The following is a 19,560-nucleotide window of genomic DNA, read 5'->3' as shown; positions in this document are numbered from 1 at the left end:
TGTCGCTGTCGGTGCTGTGACCCGCTGTCGGTGCCGGCGTCCGGCGACGGTGGGCCCGCTCGCCCCGCGGTCTACTGGTTGCCGCAGGCCGAGAGGTGTTCGGTCTCCAGCCACGGCAGTTCGTGTCCCATCCGGTCCCGTTTGGTGCGCAGATAGCGGAGGTTGTGCTCCCCCGCCTGGACGGGCATGGGCTCCCGCCCGGTGACGCGCAGGCCGTGGCGCAGCAGGGCCTCGCTCTTCTCCGGGTTGTTGGTCATCAGGCGCACGCTGTGCACGCCGAGGTCGCTCAGCATCCGGGCGCCCGCGGCGTAGTCGCGCGCGTCGGCGGGCAGCCCGAGTTCGAGGTTGGCGTCGAGGGTGTCCCGGCCGCGCTCCTGCAGTTCGTAGGCGCGCAGCTTGGACAGCAGCCCGATGCCGCGGCCCTCGTGACCGCGGAGATAGATCACCACGCCCCGGCCCTCCTCGGTGACCCGGGCCAGGGACGCCTGGAGCTGGGGGCCGCAGTCGCAGCGCTGGGAGCTGAAGATGTCCCCGGTCAGGCACTCGGAGTGGACGCGGACGAGAACGTCCTCGCCGTCGCCGATCTCGCCCTGGACGAGGGCGATGTGCTCGACGCCGTCGGCCGTGGAGCGGTAGCCGTACGCCGTGAAGTCGCCGAAAGCGGTGGGCAGCCGGGTCTCGGCCTCACGCCGGACGACGGGTTCGGCCGGGGGCGGGACGACGGGCTCGGCCCCGGACCGGGCGCCCGCTTCGGGCAGGACCGCCGGCCCGGCGTCGGGGCGGGCCGTGCGCTCGGCGTCCCTGCGGTACGCGACCAGGTCCTCGATGGAGACGATCGCCAGCCCGTGCTTGCGGGCGAACGGGATCAGTTCGGGGAGCCGCATCATCGTGCCGTCCTCGGCCGCGATCTCGACGATCGCGGCGGCCGGACGCAGACCCGCCAGGCGCGCGAGGTCGACACCGGCCTCGGTGTGGCCGTTGCGTTCGAGCACACCACCGGGCCGGGCGCGCAGCGGGAAGACATGGCCGGGGCGCACGAAGTCGCCCGCCGTGCTGGAACCTCCGGCCAGCAGACGCAGGGTGGTGGCCCGGTCGGCGGCGGAGATGCCGGTGCTGACGCCGTGCGCGGCGGTCGCGTCGACGGAGACGGTGAAGGCCGTCCCCATGGACTCGGTGTTGTCCGCGACCATCTGCGGCAGCTCGAGGCGGTCGAGTTCGCTGCCCTGCATGGGTGCGCAGATCAGGCCGCGGCACTCGCTCATCATGAAGGCGACGATCTCGGGGGTGGCCTTCTCGGCCGCGACGACGAGGTCGCCCTCGTTCTCGCGGTTCTCGTCGTCCACGACGACGACGGGCCGCCCGGCGGCGATCTCGGAGATCGCGAGGCCGATGGGGTCGAGCCGCAGCTCGTCCTCCGAGCCCTCGACGCCGTACCAACTCATCTGTGCGGTCATGCCGCTGCTCCTTCCAAGGCGGGCCCGGCACTTCGCGTGCGCAGCCACCAGTCGCGCATCCCCCACAGGACGAGGACGAGGTACACGACGTAGACGAGACCGGAGAAGACGAGGCCGCTGCTGAACGCGAGCGGGACGCCGACGAGGTCGACCAGGATCCAGGCGAACCAGAACTCCACGAGCCCGCGCGCCTGGGCGACCATCGCGGCGAGGGTGCCGACGAAGATGTAGGCGTCGGGCCAGGGGTTCCAGGACAGTTCGGGTACGGCGGTGAACAGTCCGCCGACGGCCAGCGTGCCCGCCGCCGTGGCACCGGCGAGGATGCCGCGCTCCCGCCACGTGGCGAACCGTACGGACAGTTCCCCGTCCTGGTCCCGGCGGCCGCGCCGCCACTGCGCCCAGCCCCAGGCCGCGACACCGATGACCAGGAGCTGTTTGCCGACGCCTCCGCCGAGCTGCGCGGACGCGTAGGCGGCGACGAGGACGACTCCGGCGAGGAGCTGGGCGGGCCAGGTCCAGATGGACCGGCGCCAGCCGAGGGCGAGGGCGATCAGGCCGATGGTGTTCCCGATCATGTCGGACCAGATCAGCTGCTGGCCGAAGATCTCGAAGGCCCGGCCGTTCAGCCAGTCGAAGGCGCTCACTCGGCGGCCTCCGGCTCCGTACGGCCGTCCGCGCGCAGTTCCGTACGGCCCGGCTCCCCGGCGCCCGCGGCACCGGCAGCGCCGACGGCTCCCGCGGCCAGCATCCGTTCGACGTACTTGGCGATGACGTCGACCTCGAGGTTGACCGGGTCGCCGGGCTGCTTGATGCCGAGGGTGGTGAGCGCGAGCGTCGTCGGGATCAGGCTGACGGTGAAGAAGTCGGGGCCGGCGTCGACGACCGTCAGGCTGATGCCGTCGACCGTGATGGAGCCCTTCTCCACCACGTACCGGGTCAGATGCTCCGGCAGCGAGATCTTCACGATCTCCCAGTGCTCGGCGCTCTTGCGGTCGACGACCGTGCCCGTGCCGTCCACGTGCCCCTGGACGAGATGGCCGCCGAGGCGCCCGCCGAGCGCCATGGGGCGTTCGAGGTTGACGCGGGAGCCGGGGGCGAGGGCGCCGAGGCTGGACCTGCTGAGGGTCTCCGCCATGACGTCGGCGGTGAACTCGCCCTGCCCGGTCTCGACGACGGTGAGGCAGACGCCGTTGACGGCGATCGAGTCGCCGTGCTTGGCGTCGTCGGTGACGACGGGGCCGCGGAGCCGGAAGCGGCTCGCGTCCCCGAGGTCCTCCACGGCGACGACCTCACCCAGTTCTTCGACGATTCCGGTGAACACGTCAGTTCTCCTCGGGAGACGGGGCGGTGATGGGGGTGGGTACGGCGGTGATGCGCAGGTCGGGTCCGAGGCGGACGGTCTCGGCCACATCGAGCCGCAACGCCTCTCCGATCGTGGTGATTCCGGCGTCCGCGAGGGCGGCGGGACCGGCGCCGAGCAGGGCCGGTGCGAGATAGGCGACGACCCGGTCGACCGCGCCCGCGGCGACGAACGCTCCGGCCAGCGTGGGCCCGCCCTCCAGCAGCACGGAGCGGACGTCCCGTTCGTGCAGGGCGGCGAGGAGGGCGGGGATGCTCAGGCCGCGGCGGCCGAGCGGGGCGCGCGGCAGCCGTACGACGGGGGCGAGGCCCTCCAGGTGCGTTGCGTCGGCGTCCTCGGCGACGGCAACGAGCGTCGGGGCCGTGCCGTCCAGGACGCGGGCGCCCGGCTTGACCACCCCGGCGTTGCTGTCGACGACGACGCGCAGCGGCTGGGTGACCTCGGAGTCCAGCAGGCCCGACTCCCGGACGCGGGCGCCGAGTTGGGGGTCGTCGGTACGGGCCGTGCCCGAGCCGACGACGACCGCGTCGGCCTGCGCGCGCAGCCGGTGGACGTCGGCGCGGGACTCGGGCGAGGTGATCCAGCGGCTCGTGCCGTCGGCCGCCGCGATGCGGCCGTCGAGGGTGGCGGCGTACTTCCACAGCACGTACGGCCGGCCGCGCCGTACGGAGGTGAGCCAGGCGATGTTGCCCGCCTCGGCCTCCTCCGCGAGCAGCCCGGACTCGACGTCGATCCCGGCCGCGGCGAGCGTGGCGGCGCCGCCGGTGGCGGCCGGGTTGGGGTCGGGGACGGCGTGGACGACGCGGGCGATCCCGGCGTCGACGAGCGCCTGGGCGCAGGGACCCGTACGGCCGGTGTGGTTGCAGGGCTCCAGGGTGACGACCGCGGTCCCGCCGCGGGCCCGCTCCCCCGCCTCGCGCAGCGCCTCGATCTCGGCGTGCGGTCCGCCGGCCCGGTGGTGCCAGCCGGCACCGGCCGTCTCCCCGGAGGCGTCGAGAATCACGCACCCGACGACGGGGTTGGGGCTGGTGGATCCGAGACCGCGCGCGGCGAGCGCGATGGCTCGGCGCATCGCGTCGGCTTCGGCCGCTGAGGTGGCCACCGGGTCCTCCTGCCTCTTCGGGCAAGGACTCCGGGGCTGTCGAGATGACAGAAGCGGAACAAGACAACGGGGACGCCGAGGCCGATACGGTCGGACCGTCCGCTGAGAGACGGACGATCGCCGGGACGGCGGCGCACCGGTGCTGGCCCGCCGCGCACTGCCTCCCATCCGGACTTTAACCGTCGGTCCAGGAGTTTCACCTGGTCAACCGGCCGCTGGATGCGGACGGGTCGCGGACTGTAACCGCCGGTTCGGACTTTCACCGACCCCGGAGTGCGCTTGCGTCACTGGTACGGGTCCAGTCTGCCACGCCCGCGATACGACCATGCGGCCGATCTCTGTGGCTTGCCTCACAGCGCGCAGTTCCGGCGTCACTGGCGGCGAGGCCGGACGGACCGGTCCCGGCGCGCCCGCGCGGACGCCCGGCCCTCCGGGTCTCAACTGCCGGATCCCGCAGGCCTCGACGGGTTCGTCCACGCCGAATCCGTCCGTGCGGTCACAGGGCACCGACGCGTCCTGTCCTACGCGGTCGGCTGAGAGCCCGACGTCGGTGCGGGCCGCCGCCCCGGCCCGCACCCACGCGCGTATGACGCGTCCGGGCCCGCCGCGATCAGCTGCCCGCCGGGCTGAACAGCGCGTCCTGGGCCGCGTCCATCGCGGTGAGCACGGCTCCGCGGAGGACCGCCGTGCCGCCCGCCGCGGCCGGGCGGATCTCCGTCGGCAGCGGGGACAGCCGCGCGAGGCGTGCGGACACCCGATCCGCCAGGGCGTCGCCGCCCGCGTGCCCCGTCTCGCCCCCGAGCACGATGCAGCCCGGGTCCAGGACCGCCGTCACGGCCGCCGCGCCGAGCGCGACGCGGTCCGCGACCGCGTCGAGGAACGCCTCGCCCCGCTCCCCCGCGTCGAGCGCGTGCCGGACCGCCGCCTCCGCCGCCGACGCGTCGTCCACCGCGGCCGTTCCGTCCGGCTCACCGCCTCGTGCCGTCCCCGGTTCCTCCGGCACGTCCTCGTCGTCCGCGGCGGCCGACGGCGTCCGGGCGTCGAGTCCGTGCTCACGCGCCAGGGCGCAGACCGCCTGGCTCGACGCGAGCGCGTGGAAGCCGCCGTCGCAGCCCGTCGCCGACGGAGGTCCCGACGTGCCGGGCACGGGCAGGAAGCCGAGTTCGCCCGTACCGCCCGAGGCGCCGCGCCGCAGACGGCCGTCGAGTACCACGGCCGCGCCGACGCCGTGGCCCAGCCACAGCAGGACGAAGGTGTCGCGGTCGCGAGCGGCGCCGGCGCGCTGCTCGGCGAGGGCGGCGAGGTTGACCTCGTTCTCCAGCAGGACGGGGACCCCGAGTCTCCGGCGCAGTTCGGCGACGAAGTGGCCGTGCCAGGCGGGCAGTTCGCCGGTGGGTCTGAGGGCGCCGGTGGCGGGGTCGACGAGGCCGGGGGCGCCGACGCCGATGGTGTGGAGGGCGGCGGTTCCGGCCCTGGCAGCCGTGCGTTCCAGCAGCGCCACCGCGCGTCCGACGGCGCGCGAGCCGTCGGACGCACCGTCGGGCTCGACGGGCAGGGACGCCTCGGCCAGCGGCCGGCCGAGCAGGTCCGCGACCGAGACGGTCACTCCGTGCCGGCGGACGTCGACGCCCGCCAGATGGGCCCGGTCGGCGACGATCCCGTACAACCGCGCGTTGGGGCCACGGCGTTGGGCGCCTGCCTCCCCCACGACCGCGATCAGTCCGGCGCCCTGGAGGCGTTCGACGAGGTCGGCGACGGTCGGCCGGGACAGCCCCGTGAGCGTCTTGAGCTGGCCGGCGGTCAGCGGGCCTTCCGTCTGGAGCAGGCGCAGGGCCAGCCGGTCGTTGATGGCCCGGGCGGTACTGGGCGATGCGGTACGGCCCGCCGGGTGCACGCGTGTCGGTGTCACGCCCCGGATCCTCTCAGATGCACGCCTATCTATCAGGCAGGGTTCCTGATAATTTACGGGATTGACGTGGCCGGGGCTATTCGGGGAGGACTGGCTGTATGGACAGCAGCGGCGCCATGGGCGTACCGGCTCGCGGGGACGCGGTGCCCGCACAGCGGCTGCGCCGGGCCCGTATCGCCGTCGCGACGGTCTTCGCCGTGCACGGCGCCGTCACCGGCAGCTTCGCCACCCGCATCCCCTGGATCCAGGACCATGCCGGGATCAGCGCGGGTCAACTCGGCCTCGCCCTCGCCTTCCCCGCCATCGGCGCGTCCGTCGCCATGCCGCTGGCCGGCCGGATCAGCCACCGCTTCGGGGCGCGCGCCGCCCTCCGCGGGCTGATCGCGCTGTGGACCGCCGCCCTCGCACTGCCCGCCCTCGCCCCCAACTTTCCTTCCCTGTGCGCGGCTCTCTTCGTGTTCGGCGTGACGTCGGGGATGTCGGACGTGGCGATGAACGCGCTCGGGGTGGAGATCGAGGAGCGGCTCGGCCGCTCGATCATGTCCGGGCTGCACGGGCTCTGGAGCACGGGTGCGCTCATCGGCTCCGCCGCGGGAACCGTGGCCGCCCACGCGAACGTCGATGCCCGTACGCATCTGGCGCTCGCGGCGGCCGTCCTGACCGTCATCGGCGTGGCCGCCTGCCAGGGCGTACTGGACCTGCGCAGCGATCCGGACGAGCACCCGCCGCCGCACTTCGCCCTGCCGCCCAGGTCCGCCCTGATCATCGGCGCGGTCGGCTTCTGCGCGGTCTTCGCCGAGGGCGCGAGCCTGGACTGGTCGGCGGTCTATCTGCGGGACGCGCTCGGTACGTCGGCCGGTCTGGCCGCGGCCTCCACCACCGCCTTCGCCTGCACGATGGCGGCGGCCCGGCTGGCGGGCGACGCCGTGGTGGAACGGTTCGGGCCGGTACGGACGGTGCGCGCCGGCGGGGTGTTCGCGACGGCGGGCGGTGCGCTGGTCGTCGCGGCGGTCCATCCCGCGATGGCGCTGGCCGGATTCGCGCTCATCGGTCTGGGCGTGGCCGTCGTGGTGCCGCTGGCGTTCGCCGCCGCGGGGCGCAGCGGTCCGGCGCCGAGCCAGTCGATCGCGGGCGTCGCCACCATCACGTACACCTCGGGGCTCATCGCGCCGTCCGCCATCGGGTCGATCGCCGACGCCACGTCGCTGACGGTGTCGTTCGGCCTGGTCACGGTGCTGGCGTTCGGGCTCGTGGTGGGCGCCGGCGTGCTCGCGTCCGCGGGGCGCGGTGCGCATGCCGTGGCTCGGCAGGAGGCGGACCGTGCGGGCGCGGGGAGCGTGCGGGAGAGCGGCGGCGCGCGGGAGTCCTGAGCGGGACCGCCCGGGAACGCCCCGCGTTACCCCGGACTCCCCACTGGGCCCTGTCCAGGCTCGGTCTCCTTCGGCCCGTCGGCCGGACCGTCCTCCGTACGGCCCGCGGGCTCGGCGCCGGCGGCCTCCGCCTCGTCGGGCGACTGCGGGGGCGGGCCCGCGTGCCGCGAGCACTCCGGGTTCTCGCACGGCCCCGGCTCCCAGACCGGGACGTACGTGCCGAACACCTTGCGGCGCTTCCTCGCCACCGCCTGGACCGGGCGCTTGCACGCGCGGCAGGAGAACGTGGCGGAACTCCAGCCCTGGTGGTCCTCGACGCTTCCCATGGATCCACGGTAGGCGCGGCGGGGGCGCTGTGCCAGGGACGTGCACGCCCCTGCGGCACGAAGCCGCGGGCCGCGCCCGTTACGCCGTTCCGGTCATCCGTGCCGGTGCGGCGGTTCCCCGGCCAAGTGCCCTGCCACTCTGGGCACATGACGACGACTCGGCAGCCCTGTGCGGTGGCGGCGGACCTGCACCGCGCGGCGGAGCGCATGCGTGCGATCGACGCGGAGCTGCCCGCCCACGACGGGGTCGCGATCTTCAACCGGGTCTATCTGTCGGTCACCGAGGAGATCACCCGGCGGGGTGCCGCGGGGTACTTCCGGGACCCCTCGTCCGCCTCGGCTCTCGCGGCAGGCTTCGCCGACCGCTATCTGCGGGCCGTGGAGGCCGCCGCGGCCGGTGAGCGGGCGCCCGCCTGCTGGCGTCCGCTGTTCCAGCAGCGCCGTCATCCCGGGGTGAGCCCGGTGCAGTTCGCGCTGGCAGGGATCAACGCGCACGTCGGGCACGATCTGGCGCTCGCCGTGGTGGACACCTGCACGGGCCTGGCCTGCCGTCCGGCCGCACTGGAGACGGACTTCGAGCGTGTGGGCGATGTCCTGGCCGTGCTGGAGGAGCGCATCCGGGAGGACCTGATGCCGGGCCCGGACCTCCTCGATGTGGCCGATCCACTCACCCATCTCGCGGGATCGTGGAGCCTGGACAGGGCGCGGGACGCCGCGTGGGCGGCGTCCCGCGTGCTGTGGGGCCTCCGGCATACGGAGGGTCTGTACGGCGAGTTCGCGGAGCGGCTCGACGAGGGGGTCGGTCTCGTCGGGCGCTTTCTGCTCACGCCGCTGGGCTGATCACCCCACCGGGGCCGCGCTCTCACGTCCGAAGATCTTCACCGCCTGGTAGTAGGTCCACGCCGTGCTGTTGCAGGCGGTCTTCGTCGCCCCGCTGTAGCGGGTGCAGACGCGCTTGAGGTCCTCGTAGAAGGCGCTGTCGATGCGGTCCTTGTTGGCCTCGAAGGCGCCCATCGCCTTGTAGTTGCGATAGCCGAAGTCGTGCCGGGCGCAGGACATCTGGAACGGGAAGCCGAACGGGTTGTCGGGGGACGAGGAGCAGTAGTCGGTGGACCAGTCGAAGCCGTACGCGGCCCAGTCCGACTGGTGGGCGCGCGCCGTGGCCCAGGTGTTGTAGCTGGCGGCGCTGGTCTGGGTCCAGTTCGCCAGCACTTGGGGCTTGTCCGCCGGTGCGGCAGGGGCGGCCGCGGCGGACGAAGCGGTGGCGGCGACGGAGAGCAGGGCGAGGACAGATGCGGCAAAGCCGGTGGAGAGTCTGCGGTGCATCCCACACCTCCAGGTGTCTGCGGCCCGCCCGTCGGGCCGCAGGTTCATGACAAGATGATTGACAACTCAACGGCCCTTTCACACCTCTGGCACCCCAATGCCCCATGAATTCGTGGATGGTGCGGGAGATCAGGACATGAACGAGGCCGTCGCCGTGCTCCTCGCACGACGACGGCCCGCCCCTTCCGTACACCTGAACACGCGACGCGTCACGACCGGCGGTGACGCCTCGTCAGTCCTCGGGCAGCTCCACCGGCGCAATGGACTCGTACACGTCGCCCGGACCGGGGTTGGACGCGTCGGTTCCGCCGCCGAAGTGGTGCATCACGCCCCACACCGCGTTCAGCGCGGTCGCCACCGCGCCCTCGGCCCATCCCGCGGTCCACGAGATGTCGTCGCCCGCCAGGAAGATGCCGCGCTTGTCCTCGGGCAGCCGGTCCTGCATGAAGTGCGTGAACAGGCGGCGCTGGTAGCGGTAGTGGCCGGGCAGGTTTGCCTTGAACGCGCCCATGAAGTACGGCTCGTTCTCCCAGGACACCGTCACCGGGTTGCCGATGATGTGCTTGCGGATGTCGACCTTCGGATAGATCTCCGACAGCGACTTCAGCATGACCTCCATCCGCTCGTTCGGGTTCAGCGGCAGCCACTTGAGGCTGTCGTCGCACCACGTGTACGAGAGGCAGATGACGGCGGGCTTGTCCGGCCCGTTGTCCAGGAGGTACGTGCCGCGGGTCATCCGGTCCGTGAGCGTCATGCTCATCACGTCCCGGCCGGTGTCCTCGTCCTGGTCCAGCCAGAAGGGCCGGTCCACGGGGACGAACAGCTTGGACGACTCCATGTAGTGGGTGCGCTCCATCGCCGTCCAGTGGTCGATGGGGAACAGCGAGTCGTCGCAGTCGATCTTGCTGAGCAGCATCCAGCTCTGCGCGGTGAAGACCGCCGCCTCGTACGTCCTGATGTCCCCGCCCGCGTCCGTGACCGTGATGCGGTTGCCCGCGGTGCGGCGCAGCCGGGTCACGGCCGGACGCGGGTCGCCCCCGTGCAGGGAGGACAGCGAGGTGCCGTACGGCCAGTGCACGATCTTCCGCGGCTCGCGCGCCCAGAGACGGAGCGGGAGTTGCTGGCTGCCGCCGACGATGCCGCGGTGGTCGTCGTCCGCGCCGGTGTAGACGACGCGGAGGATCTCCAGGATCGAGTTGGGGAAGTCGGTGTCCCAGCCGCCGGTGCCGAAGCCGACCTGCCCGAAGATCTCCCGGTGACGGAAGGAGGCGAAGGCCGAGGAGTCGCAGAGGAAGCCGTAGAACGTCTGGTTGTCCAGCTTCTCCACCAGGCGGGACCAGATCTCGCGGATCCTTGGCACATCGCGCTCGCGCAGGGCGCGCTGCATGGCGGAGAAGTCGGCGCCCTCCTCCAGGCAGGCGTTCCAGGCGTTCATGACCTGGGTGTAGACCTCGGGAAGGTCCTCGACCGTACGGGCGTAGTGGGACTCGCCCTTGAGGTCGACGACCGTGGACGGGGTGTCCGGGGCGAGGGGGTTGGGGAACGGCCGCGTCTCCAGGCCCACCATGTCCACGTAGTGCTGGAAGGCCGTGGAGGACGGCGGAAAGCGCATCGCGCCCATTTCCGCGGTCAGTTCGGCGTCGCAGCCCTCGAAGCCGACCGTCCGCAGCCGGCCGCCGATCCGGTCGGCCTCGTAGACGACGGGCTTGAGACCCATCTTCATCAGCTCGTACGCGGCGATGATGCCGGACAGGCCGCCGCCGATGACCGCGACCTCGGTGCCGTGCCGCGTGGCCGGGACGGACCCGAGACCGGCCGGGTGGGCGAGGTAGTCGTCGTAGGCGTAGGGGAAGTCCGGACCGAACATGGTGATCGCCGGCTGCGCTTGCGCCTCGGCGTGCTGGTCGTCGTGGATTGCGGTGGGCACGGACGTCATGGGCTCGGGCTTTCCTGGCGGGGGTTCGGGCAGTGCGGGGGCGGTACGGCAGTGGCGGTGCGGGGGCGGTACGGGGTGGCGGCGCGCGGGGGCGGGCTCAGTCGTGGACGAGTGAGCCGTAGAGCCCGGGCCTGCGGTCACCGAGGTAGGTGTTCTCGGCGCGGGACGCCTTGAGGAATCCCGGATCGACATCGGCGTGGACCAGGTCGTCGCCCGATCCGGCGCGGGCCCGCGCGGTCCCGTCCGGCGCGGCCAGACAGCTCAGCCCGGCGAAGTCGAAATCGCCTTCCGGGCCGCAGCGGTTGGCGTACGCGATGTAGAGCTGGCTCTCCCAGGCGCGGGCAGGGAGCAGGGTGTGCGCCACGATCTCGTACGGGCGCATGAGCGCGGTGGGGACGAGCAGCAGTTCGGTGCCGGCCAGGGCGTGCGCCCGTACGGTCTCCGGGAACTCCACGTCGTAGCAGATCAGCAGGCCGAGGCGGACGCCGTCGAACTCCGCCTGGACGACGGGCTCGTCGCCGGGCGTGAACCACGCCGTCTCGAAGGCCCCGAAGAGGTGCGTCTTGCGGTAGTTGGCGAGGCGGTCGCCGCCGGGACCGACGAGCTGGACGGCGTTGTGGAGGGCCTCGCCGGCCCGCTCGGGGTAGCCGTACGCGATGGCCAGGCCGTGCGCTGCGGCGATCTCCGCGACGCTCTGGGCGCCCGGACCGTCAGCGGGCTCGGCAAGACCGGGCAGCGCGTCGCCGACGGCGTAGCCGGTGAGATACAGCTCGGAGGTGAGCAGCAGCCGGGCGCCGGCGAGTGCGGCGCGGCGGGCGGCGGCGTCGAGCGCGGCGAGGCTGTCCCCGGTGGAGCACGGGACGCCGCCGGGGCCCTGGAACAGCGCGGTGCGCAGCGGCGTCATGGGACCTCTTCGCGGTGTGAGCGGGGTGGGGCGGGCGGGCAGGGGTGAGCGGCCTGGCGCAGGGGTGAGCTGCGGGCGTGCTCGGGGAGACATGACGACGGTACGTTCCGCGCGCACGGGCGGACAAGGCGCGTCCATTGCGCACCGGTGAGCGATCTGTTGCGTGCTCGGCGGGCGTCGCGGCGAATCGTTGTCCCCCGGCGTACGGCGCGGGGCGGGCGAGCTCGTACGGGGTGGGCTCGCGCTCGTACCGGTATGGGGTCCGCCACCCCCGTGGGATGCCCCGGAGCGCAGGAGGGAAGGTCAGAGGTCCCGGAGGCGCTGCAGGACCTCGCGCAGCAGCGCGGGGTCGGGGCGCCGGGCGTCCTGCGGCGGGTCGCCGACGCGGACGAGCCCGGCGTCGACCAGATCACCCAGGACGACCCGCACGACCGTAAGCGGCAGGTCCGCGTCGGCGGCGAGTTCGGCGAGCGCCCGGGGGCCGCGGCGGATCCGGGCGAGCAGGGAGGCTCGCGCATGGTCGAGCCGGGCGCCGGTCTTCTCCCCCTCCCCTGCGTCGTCCACGGCCGACACCCAGGCCGTGAGGTCGTAGGCGTGCTCGGCGGCGGGACGGGTGCGGCCGCGGGTCACGGTGTACGGACGCACCATCGGCCCGGCCTCGCCCTCGTACCAGACCTCCCCCTCGCCGTCCGGACGCGTCATCCGTCAGCGGCCCCGGCTTCCGCGCGCGGCGGTGCGGACAGGTGCCGTCCCACGCGCTTGACGAGCAGCGACATCTCGTAGCCGAGCTGGCCCGTGTCCGTCTCGGCGCCGGCCAGGACGGCCAGGCGGCTGCCCTCGCCCGCCGGGGTGACGAAGAGGTACGCCTCATCGAGCATGATCATCGTCTGGCGGACCCCGCCGGCGCCGAAACGATCCGCCAGTCCCTTGGCGAGGCTGTGGAACCCTGAACTGACCGCGGCGAGGTGGTCGATGTCGTCATCGCGCATGCCCTCCGAGGCGCTCGTTGCAAGACCGTCGGCGGAGAGCAGCACGGCCTGGCGTACGTGCTCGGTACGGGCGACCAGGTCGTCCAGCAGCCAGTCGAGTCCGCCGTCCCGCCGGTCAGTGCCCCGGTCGTCGCGTGTCATCGTCCGCCCCCTCGGTCGTGTTCGGTCGGGTTCCCTGGCTGCCGGGCCGCTCCTCGGGCTCGCTCTCACGCCCGCGTTCCACGCCTCTCTGGAACGCCCCGAAGATCACGCTCATGCGCTCGGGTGTCACCTCACGACCCGCGCCGTCCGGCTCGCGGCCTTCCGCCGCGAGCGAGGATCTTCTTCTCCCGGACGACGAGCCCGTGGGCCGGGGCGACGAGCCCGTGGTCCGGGACTGGCCCTGCGTGCCCGGACCGGACGAGCCGACCGCGCGGAGCTGCGGCGCGAGATGGGTCTGCCGCACGCGTCGCGGCAGTTCGGCGGGATCGTCACCGCCACCGGGTCCGTCGGGATCGCCCGCACGGTCGAAACCGGGCGGGCCGTTGAAGCCCCCCGGACCGTCGAAGCCGGACGCGTCGTCGAAGCGGGACCCGTCGTCGAAACCGGACGGGCCTCCGTAGCCGGAGGGACCCTCGTAGCCCCCCGGACCGTCGAGCCCGGACGCGGGCCGTACCGATGCCACCGGCCCCGCGGCCACGGAGGCCGGGACGGCGAAGGTCGGGCTCTCCGGGTCCAGGGTGGCCGCGGCCTCCGCGGTCTCCTCCACGTTCATGACCGCGATCTCCGGCAGGTCCTCCAGGACCGCGGCGGGCAGCACGACGACGGCCGTGGTCCCGCCGTACGGGGACCGGGTCAGCGAGACGTCGATCCGGTGCCGCCCCGCGAGGCGCCCCACGACGTACAGGCCGAGGCGCTCGGTGAGCGCCGGGTCGAAGTCGCCCTCCCGCGCGAGCGTCCGGTTGGCCTCGTCGAGCGCGACGTCGTCCATGCCGAGGCCGCGGTCGTCGATCTGCAGCACGCAGCCGCGCCGGGTCCTCTCCAGGCGCATCGTGACCGGGGTGTGGGGCGGCGAGAACACCGTGGCGTTCTCGACGAGTTCGGCGATCAGATGCACGACGTCGGCGACGGCCTCGCCCTTGACGCCCACAGCGGGCATCGGGGGGATGTCGACCCGCGCGTACTCCTCGATCTCCCCCACCGCGGAGCCCACGACGTCCACCACGGGCACGGGCTTGCGCCAGCGACGGCCGGGGGCGGAGCCGGAGAGGATGATCAGCCCTTCGGCGTGGCGCCGCATCCGTGTCGTCAGATGGTCGATGCGGAACAGGTCCTCGAGCACGTCGGGGTCGGCGGTACGGCGCTCCAGGGTGTCCACGAGCTTCAACTGCCGGTGCACCAGCGCCTGGTTGCGGCGGGCGATGTTGAGCAGTACGGCGGAGACGCCCCGGCGCAGACCGGCCTGTTCGACGGCGGCCTCGACCGCCGCGCGGTGCGCGGTGCCGAGCGCGCGGGAGACCTGGCCTATCTCGTCCTGCACCTCCGTGTCGCCGTCACCGTCACCGTCGCCGGGGAGGGGCGGGGCGACCGTGGCCGGGTCCACCCCGTCCCCGTGGCTCAACTTCTGTATGAGGTCAGGAAGCTGACGCGTGGCCAGGTCGGCCGAGTCGCGCAGATCCTCGAGCCTCGCCGAGATCCGGCGACCGGCGCGCACCGAGAGCACGACGGACCCGGCGACGGCCAGGAGCCCGAGGCCACCCGCGACGGCGGTGCGGATCAACTCGTCGGTGGCGAAGGCGCGTCCGCGCTCGGCCGAGTTCTTCGCCGCCTCGGTGCAGAGCGCCATGTAGCGCTTCACCGCGGAGTCCATGACGGTCCGCCAGGAGTCCGCGGCGACGGCTTTCCCCGCGCCGCCCGCGCCCGCAGCCAGCAGCGCGTCCTCACCCGTGGTCAGTTCCTGGTAGCGGCGGCCGCGCTGGAAGTCCTCGAACAGCGTGCGCGAGTCGTCGGGCAGGTCGGGCACGTACGTGCGCTGGAAGACGCGCCGGTCCTCGATCGTGGCCACCAGCGTCCGGTACTGCGCCGCGTCGAACGATCCGGCGGCGCGCGCCCCCGCGACGAGCGCGTCCTCGCGCGAGACGAACTCCCGCACCCGTACGAGCTCGACGACGGTCTGCGCCTCACGCGCCAGGTGCCCGGCCTGGAGGGCGGTCAGCGCCGACTGGACGGTGAACGTCGGTTCCACGACGCCCGTGTAGCCGTCGACGGCCCGGTCCCAGGAGATCCGGCGGGACATCACCTGATCGCGCAGGGCGGGCAGCCGGGCGGTGGCGTCCGCCATCGACCGCAGCGCGGTGCGCTGACGTCCGGTCAGCTCGTCCTGCCGCTCCTCACCGGACACGGCGTCCCGCATGGCTCCCACGGCCCGGTCCGTCGCGCGGTGCTGGCGGACGAGGGCGGTGCGTGCCTCGCTGCCGGGCGAGGCCACGTACGCGGCGGCCAGCCGCCGTTCGGTCTGGATCTGGCCGACGGCGGTGTCGACGGGTGTGCCGAAGTGCTCGTACACCCCCTGCAGGCGCATGAGCGCCCTCAGGTCCCCGGTCATCGAGACCATCGCCGACGCCCAGAGGGCGAGCAGCGCGGCGATCGGGATCAGGGTCAGAGTGACGATCCGCGTACGGATGGTGGGTCGGCCAGGACGCCTGCGCATGGTCTCCCCGGGCGCAGAGGGACAGGATGTCCCTGCACGCTAGCCGCCCGGACGCCCTGTGCTACTTGAAAGTAGAAAGGGATGACGCAGATCACTCCCCTGGTCGCCCATCGCGTCGCGGGCAGGGGGGAGTTGGGGTGATTCGTCCCTTGGAGGCGAGCCCGCCGTGAACAACTCACGGCGGCCGGAGGTGCGTTGCACCGCGGCGGTCACGGCGGCGACGGCCACGGAGACGGCGGGGCCGATGACGAGCGCGGACCCACCGGTGGCGGCGACGGTGCCGCCGGCGTAGCCGAGCCCGACCGTGCAGGCGACGAAGATCAGCTCGGCGATGCCCGCGCCGAGCAGATAGCGGCGGGCGCCGAACGCGACGAGGCCCGTGGTCAGACCGCCCATGAACCGCCCGCACGGCACGAAGCGCATCGCGATCACGGCCGGGACCCCGTGCCGCCCCACCCGGGTCGCGGCCCACTCCATCACCGCACGGCGACGGTGCCGGCGGGCCACCCAGGCGAGGACACGGCCCCGCGCGCGGCTCCCGGCCCCGTAGACGGCCAGATCACCCGCGACCGCGCCGGCGAGCGGGGCGAGAAGCACCACGGAGAGGTCGAGCCTGCCGACGGCGGAGAACGCCCCGGCCGTGGCCAGGACCGCGGAGTTGGGGACCAGCGGCAGAGCGGTGACGAGAACCAGCGACGCGTACATCCACAGTGCGGCGTCCACACCGCCCCCTGTTCCGTCGTCCGTTCACATCGCCGGGCCTCCACGCTCCCAGATGCGGGGCGGACGGGACAACGACCTGCGGGTGAGGTCCCGGGAAACTCACCGGCCCCGGGTGTTCATCCACGGCCGCCCCGGCTCCCGAACCGGGCCGTGAGCCCGGCCCCGAGCCGTCAGCCCCGGTCCCCTTCACCGGCCCGGCCCCGAGCCGTCAGCCCGAGCCGTCAGCCCGGGGCTCCCGAGCTGTAGCGGCGCAGCAGCGGCGAGAGGACCAGCACCGACTTGGTCCGCTCGACGAACGGCTCCCCGGCGATCCGCTCCAGCACCTGCTCGAAGTGGCGCATGTCGGCGGCGAAGACCTGGACGATGGCGTCCGCGTCGCCGGTCACGGTCGACGCGGACGCCACCTCCGGATACCGGGACAGGCCGCGGTGGATCGCCTCGGGCACGGTGTTGCGGCTGCAGTAGAGCTCGATGAAACCTTCCGTCTCCCAGCCCAGCGCGGCCGGGTCGACCCGTACGGTGAAGCCGGTGATGGCCCCTTCCGCCCGCAGCCGGTCCACCCGCCGCTTCACGGCGGGCGCGGACAGGCCGACTTCGGCGCCGATGTCCGCATACGAGCGGCGGGCGTCCGCGGCGAGGGCGTGGACGATGCGTTCGTCGAGATCGTTCAGTCGCACTGCGGGTGGTTCACTTCTCTGCGGGTGCCTGGGCCGGTGCCGCTTCCAGACGCGAGCGGCGCATGCCGTATCCGAAGTAGACCACAAGGCCGACGGCCATCCAGATCCCGAAGACCGACCAGGTGACGGCGTCGAGGCTGCCCATCATCCAGACGCAGAATCCGAAGCCGACGGCCGGCAGGAGCGGTGACAGCGGTACGCGGAAGGTGCGCGGCATCTCCGGCCGCGTCCGGCGCAGCACCACCACCGCGACATTGACCAGGGCGAAGGCGAAGAGCGTCCCGATGCTGGTGGCGTCGGCGAGGGCGCCGAGGGGGATCGCGGCCGCGAGGCCACCGCAGAAGAGCGAGACGATCAGGGTGTTGGCGCGCGGGGTGCCGGTCCGCGGGTGGACCCGGGAGAAGACCTTCGGGACCAGCCCGTCGCGGGACATCGCGAACAGGATGCGGGTCTGGCCGTAGAGCACGGTGAGGATCACGCTCGCGATGGCCACGACGGCGCCCGCGGCGAGGAGGACGCCCCAGAAGCTCTGTCCCGTGACGTCGTTCATGATCCCGGCGAGGGCGGCCTCGGAACCCTCGAAGCCCCTCCAGGGCTGCGCGCCGACGGCGACGGCCGCCACCAGCACGTACAGCGCGGTCACGATGATCAGGGAGAGCATGATCGCGCGGGGCAGGTCGCGCTTGGGGTCCTTGGCCTCCTCGCCCGCGGTGGAGGCGGCGTCGAAGCCGATGTACGAGAAGAAGAGCGTGGCTCCGGCGGCGCTCACACCCGCCATGCCGAGCGGCATGAACGGCGTGAAGTTCCCGGCCCGTATGCCGGTGAAGGCCACCGCGCAGAACAGCAGCAGCGCGCCGATCTTCACCGCGACCATGATCGTGTTGGCGCGGGCGCTCTCCCGGGCTCCTCCCAGCAGGAAGGCCATGGCGAGCAGGACGACCAGCAGCGCGGGCAGGTTGAACAGGCCGCCCTCGCCCGGCGGCGCGGCCAGCGCGTCCGGAATGGTGACGCCGATGGTGCCGTCGAGCAGTTCGTTCAGATACTCGCCCCAGCCGACCGCGACGGCCGCGACCGAGACGCCGTACTCGAGGATCAGGCACCAGCCGCAGACCCAGGCGACGATCTCGCCCAGCGTGGCGTAGGCGTACGAGTACGAGGAGCCGGAGACGGGGATGGTGCCGGCCAGCTCGGCGTAGGAGAGGGCGGAGAACAGTGCCGTCAGCCCGGCGAGCACGAACGACAGGGTGACCGCGGGTCCGGCGTCCGGGACCGCCTCGCCCAGCACGACGAAGATGCCGGTGCCCAGGGTGGCGCCGATGCTGATCATCGTGAGCTGCCACATGCCCAGGGAGCGCCGCAGTGTGCCGTTCTCACCGTGGCCGCCCTCGGCCACCAGCCGCTCCACCGGCTTGCGCCGCACCAGGCGGGCGCCGAGGCCGCCCGCCGGCGGCCGGGGGGACCGCGTCTCACCGTCTGCGGCCGCGGGGGCTGCGCCGTGCTCCACCACTGGGGCTCCTCCATTGCTGCCGGTATCGCTACCGGTGTCGCTGCCGGTCCTGCTGCCGTCGGGGCGGACACGACCGGCGGCGGAACCCGGTGGGCATGGCAGAAGAGCCCGGGACAGGGACCGCCGAGCAGGCGGTCGCCGCCACTCCACGTACAGCGCACGACCCTACGAGCCGGGCGTGTGAGCCCGTAATGCACGAACCTTGCGCATCGGCGCGTGATCGTTGCGCGTAGGCCGCGCGCGCGGGAGATCGTTGCAGGTCACCGCGGGGGTTGCCAAATTCGCTACGGGTTGCGCGGGAGCGGGCCACGGGCCGCCCGGACGGTGGGCGGGCCGGTGAGCGGGCCGGATGGGGGCGAGCGTCCGGGTGGCGAGCGGATCTAGTGCGGCACGGGCAGGCCCGGCGCGAAGGCGACGGACGCCGCCTGGAGGCGCAGGGACTCCACGAGCGCGATCTGGCCGCGGGCGCGGTCCTTCAGCTCGTGCAGCTCGTCCCGGTCGACGGGCGAGTCCGGCTCGGCGACGGCCTCCAGGGCACGCCACAGCAGGTACTTGCCTTCGACGCCCAGCCGCAGGGTCTCCAGCTCGATGACCACGCCGAGGCCCGACCGGCGCACCACCCGTCCGTTGGGCTTGAGCCGCGCGAACTTCTCGCCGATCCAGCCCCCGGCGATCTTGTAACGGCGCACGGGGACCCCGAGCGCGTCCATGATCCGGATCAGCGCGGCGCGGTCCCACGCGATCTCCTGCGCCAGCCGTTCCAGCTCACCGCTCCCGAAGCCGCCGTGGTGCCGCTGGGCGATACGGCGGGAGAGCTCGACGCCCGCCGTGGAACCGGCCAGATGGTCGTTGAGGTAGATCCCGAGCGAATCCGGTGCCGTGCCCCGGGCCGCCTGGGTGGTCACGGAATGCCGCGCTCTGCTCATGGCTCCAGCCTGCACCGGCCCGAGGAGGACCGCATGCCGTACTGCTGGGGGCGGTACGCCGGGCAGCACCAGCCAAGTGGAGCGGCGAGGACGGCGGGCTTCACCGGCGCGCGGTCCGGGACCGGCGGCGCGGAGGCTCGGGCTCCTCCTCGGGCTCTTCGTCCTCTTCCTCCTCGTACGCGTCCTCGGGTTCTTCCTCGCCCTCGTCTTCTTCCTCTTCCTCCTCGTACGCGTCCTCGGGCTCCTCTTCTTCCTCGTCCTCGTACGCGTCCTCCGGCTCTTCCTCCTCGCCGGTGCTGACGACTTCGCCCTCGTGGATCTCGCCCCGCCACCCCTCGATCTCCTCGGGGTTGAGGAAGGCG

Annotated in this window: 18 protein-coding genes, 1 pseudogene and 1 riboswitch; of the genes and pseudogenes, 2 read left to right on the top strand and 17 right to left on the bottom strand. The window is 73.1% G+C overall.

The window, feature by feature from the left end:
- Positions 1-71 precede the first annotated feature (71 nt).
- From ribA to ABZ822_RS17955, 5 genes are all read right to left on the bottom strand, one after another.
- A complete protein-coding gene (gene ribA, locus ABZ822_RS17975) occupies positions 72-1,454 on the bottom strand; it encodes a GTP cyclohydrolase II (RefSeq protein WP_360854295.1) in 1,383 nt (460 codons plus the stop codon).
- A complete protein-coding gene (locus ABZ822_RS17970) occupies positions 1,451-2,098 on the bottom strand; it encodes a nicotinamide mononucleotide transporter family protein (RefSeq protein WP_360854292.1) in 648 nt (215 codons plus the stop codon). Before ABZ822_RS17970 ends, ribA begins: the two co-directional genes overlap by 4 nt.
- Positions 2,095-2,775 carry a riboflavin synthase gene (locus tag ABZ822_RS17965; RefSeq protein WP_360854289.1) on the bottom strand — a complete coding sequence of 227 codons (681 nt, stop codon included), beginning with the start codon at positions 2,773-2,775 and terminating at the stop codon, positions 2,095-2,097. Before ABZ822_RS17965 ends, ABZ822_RS17970 begins: the two co-directional genes overlap by 4 nt.
- Before the next feature lies 1 nt (position 2,776).
- Entirely contained in the window at positions 2,777-3,916 is a 1,140-nt protein-coding gene (gene ribD, locus ABZ822_RS17960; protein ID WP_360854286.1) for a bifunctional diaminohydroxyphosphoribosylaminopyrimidine deaminase/5-amino-6-(5-phosphoribosylamino)uracil reductase RibD, read from the bottom strand.
- A 150-nt stretch (positions 3,917-4,066) separates the two neighbouring features.
- A riboswitch (FMN riboswitch) is annotated at positions 4,067-4,197 on the bottom strand.
- A 329-nt stretch (positions 4,198-4,526) separates the two neighbouring features.
- Positions 4,527-5,825 (bottom strand): ROK family transcriptional regulator, encoded by a 1,299-nt coding sequence (locus tag ABZ822_RS17955; RefSeq protein ID WP_360854283.1) that lies wholly within the window; start codon positions 5,823-5,825, stop codon positions 4,527-4,529.
- Between the two features lie 98 nt (positions 5,826-5,923).
- On the opposite strand from ABZ822_RS17955, the gene ABZ822_RS17950 reads away from it, so the two are divergent.
- Complete coding sequence (locus ABZ822_RS17950) at positions 5,924-7,195, top strand: MFS transporter (protein WP_360854280.1); 1,272 nt, start codon at positions 5,924-5,926, stop codon at positions 7,193-7,195.
- 26 nt (positions 7,196-7,221) lie between these two features.
- Here the strand turns inward: ABZ822_RS17950 and ABZ822_RS17945 are convergent, their stop codons facing one another.
- Positions 7,222-7,521 (bottom strand): hypothetical protein, encoded by a 300-nt coding sequence (locus ABZ822_RS17945; protein ID WP_360854277.1) that lies wholly within the window; start codon positions 7,519-7,521, stop codon positions 7,222-7,224.
- A 147-nt stretch (positions 7,522-7,668) separates the two neighbouring features.
- Here ABZ822_RS17945 and ABZ822_RS17940 point away from each other — a divergent pair, with 147 nt between their 5' ends.
- Positions 7,669-8,361, top strand: a complete 693-nt coding sequence (locus ABZ822_RS17940) for a DUF5995 family protein (protein WP_360854275.1) — start codon at positions 7,669-7,671, stop codon at positions 8,359-8,361.
- On the opposite strand, the gene ABZ822_RS17935 is transcribed toward ABZ822_RS17940, so the two are convergent.
- The 11 genes and pseudogenes from ABZ822_RS17935 to ABZ822_RS17885 all read right to left on the bottom strand — a co-directional run.
- Positions 8,362-8,847 carry a phospholipase gene (locus ABZ822_RS17935; protein ID WP_360854272.1) on the bottom strand — a complete coding sequence of 162 codons (486 nt, stop codon included), beginning with the start codon at positions 8,845-8,847 and terminating at the stop codon, positions 8,362-8,364.
- A 232-nt stretch (positions 8,848-9,079) separates the two neighbouring features.
- On the bottom strand, positions 9,080-10,783 hold the full coding sequence (locus ABZ822_RS17930) for an NAD(P)/FAD-dependent oxidoreductase (RefSeq protein WP_360854269.1): 1,704 nt from the start codon (positions 10,781-10,783) through the stop codon (positions 9,080-9,082).
- Between the two features lie 97 nt (positions 10,784-10,880).
- Positions 10,881-11,687 (bottom strand): carbon-nitrogen hydrolase family protein, encoded by an 807-nt coding sequence (locus ABZ822_RS17925; RefSeq protein ID WP_360854266.1) that lies wholly within the window; start codon positions 11,685-11,687, stop codon positions 10,881-10,883.
- A 303-nt stretch (positions 11,688-11,990) separates the two neighbouring features.
- Positions 11,991-12,389, bottom strand: coding sequence for a DUF742 domain-containing protein (locus tag ABZ822_RS17920; RefSeq protein ID WP_360854263.1), 399 nt, complete (start codon positions 12,387-12,389; stop codon positions 11,991-11,993).
- Positions 12,386-12,817, bottom strand: a complete 432-nt coding sequence (locus ABZ822_RS17915; RefSeq protein WP_360854260.1) for a roadblock/LC7 domain-containing protein — start codon at positions 12,815-12,817, stop codon at positions 12,386-12,388. The genes ABZ822_RS17920 and ABZ822_RS17915 overlap by 4 nt, the downstream gene beginning before the upstream one ends.
- Positions 12,792-15,365, bottom strand: coding sequence for an ATP-binding protein (locus ABZ822_RS17910; protein WP_360854257.1), 2,574 nt, complete (start codon positions 15,363-15,365; stop codon positions 12,792-12,794). The genes ABZ822_RS17915 and ABZ822_RS17910 overlap by 26 nt, the downstream gene beginning before the upstream one ends.
- 39 nt (positions 15,366-15,404) lie before the next feature.
- Positions 15,405-16,088, bottom strand: coding sequence for a VTT domain-containing protein (locus ABZ822_RS17905; RefSeq protein WP_360854254.1), 684 nt, complete (start codon positions 16,086-16,088; stop codon positions 15,405-15,407).
- A 221-nt stretch (positions 16,089-16,309) separates the two neighbouring features.
- Positions 16,310-16,765 carry an Lrp/AsnC family transcriptional regulator gene (locus ABZ822_RS17900; RefSeq protein WP_360854252.1) on the bottom strand — a complete coding sequence of 152 codons (456 nt, stop codon included), beginning with the start codon at positions 16,763-16,765 and terminating at the stop codon, positions 16,310-16,312.
- A gap of 10 nt (positions 16,766-16,775) precedes the next feature.
- Positions 16,776-18,272 carry an amino acid permease gene (locus tag ABZ822_RS17895; protein ID WP_360854250.1) on the bottom strand — a complete coding sequence of 499 codons (1,497 nt, stop codon included), beginning with the start codon at positions 18,270-18,272 and terminating at the stop codon, positions 16,776-16,778.
- A 380-nt stretch (positions 18,273-18,652) separates the two neighbouring features.
- Positions 18,653-19,198 (bottom strand): hypothetical protein, encoded by a 546-nt coding sequence (locus ABZ822_RS17890; protein ID WP_360854247.1) that lies wholly within the window; start codon positions 19,196-19,198, stop codon positions 18,653-18,655.
- Between the two features lie 100 nt (positions 19,199-19,298).
- Positions 19,299-19,560, bottom strand: a pseudogene (locus ABZ822_RS17885) (cyclase); the annotation flags it as partial.

The sequence above is a fragment of the Streptomyces sp. NPDC047108 genome, from assembly GCF_040643575.1.
Lineage (GTDB): Bacteria > Actinomycetota > Actinomycetes > Streptomycetales > Streptomycetaceae > Streptomyces.
This window is presented reverse-complemented; position numbering and strand designations above follow the sequence as displayed.

Excerpts from the sequence above, each read along its gene's own strand:
- ribA (WP_360854295.1), bottom strand. The coding sequence starts at position 1,454 with ATGACCGCACAGATGAGTTGGTACGGCGTCGAGGGCTCGGAGGACGAG.
- ABZ822_RS17950 (WP_360854280.1), top strand. The coding sequence starts at position 5,924 with ATGGACAGCAGCGGCGCCATGGGCGTACCGGCTCGCGGGGACGCGGTG.
- ABZ822_RS17945 (WP_360854277.1), bottom strand. The coding sequence starts at position 7,521 with ATGGGAAGCGTCGAGGACCACCAGGGCTGGAGTTCCGCCACGTTCTCC.
- ABZ822_RS17940 (WP_360854275.1), top strand. The coding sequence starts at position 7,669 with ATGACGACGACTCGGCAGCCCTGTGCGGTGGCGGCGGACCTGCACCGC.
- ABZ822_RS17935 (WP_360854272.1), bottom strand. The coding sequence starts at position 8,847 with ATGCACCGCAGACTCTCCACCGGCTTTGCCGCATCTGTCCTCGCCCTG.
- ABZ822_RS17930 (WP_360854269.1), bottom strand. The coding sequence starts at position 10,783 with ATGACGTCCGTGCCCACCGCAATCCACGACGACCAGCACGCCGAGGCG.
- ABZ822_RS17925 (WP_360854266.1), bottom strand. The coding sequence starts at position 11,687 with ATGACGCCGCTGCGCACCGCGCTGTTCCAGGGCCCCGGCGGCGTCCCG.
- ABZ822_RS17920 (WP_360854263.1), bottom strand. The coding sequence starts at position 12,389 with ATGACGCGTCCGGACGGCGAGGGGGAGGTCTGGTACGAGGGCGAGGCC.
- ABZ822_RS17915 (WP_360854260.1), bottom strand. The coding sequence starts at position 12,817 with ATGACACGCGACGACCGGGGCACTGACCGGCGGGACGGCGGACTCGAC.
- ABZ822_RS17910 (WP_360854257.1), bottom strand. The coding sequence starts at position 15,365 with ATGCGCAGGCGTCCTGGCCGACCCACCATCCGTACGCGGATCGTCACT.
- ABZ822_RS17890 (WP_360854247.1), bottom strand. The coding sequence starts at position 19,198 with ATGAGCAGAGCGCGGCATTCCGTGACCACCCAGGCGGCCCGGGGCACG.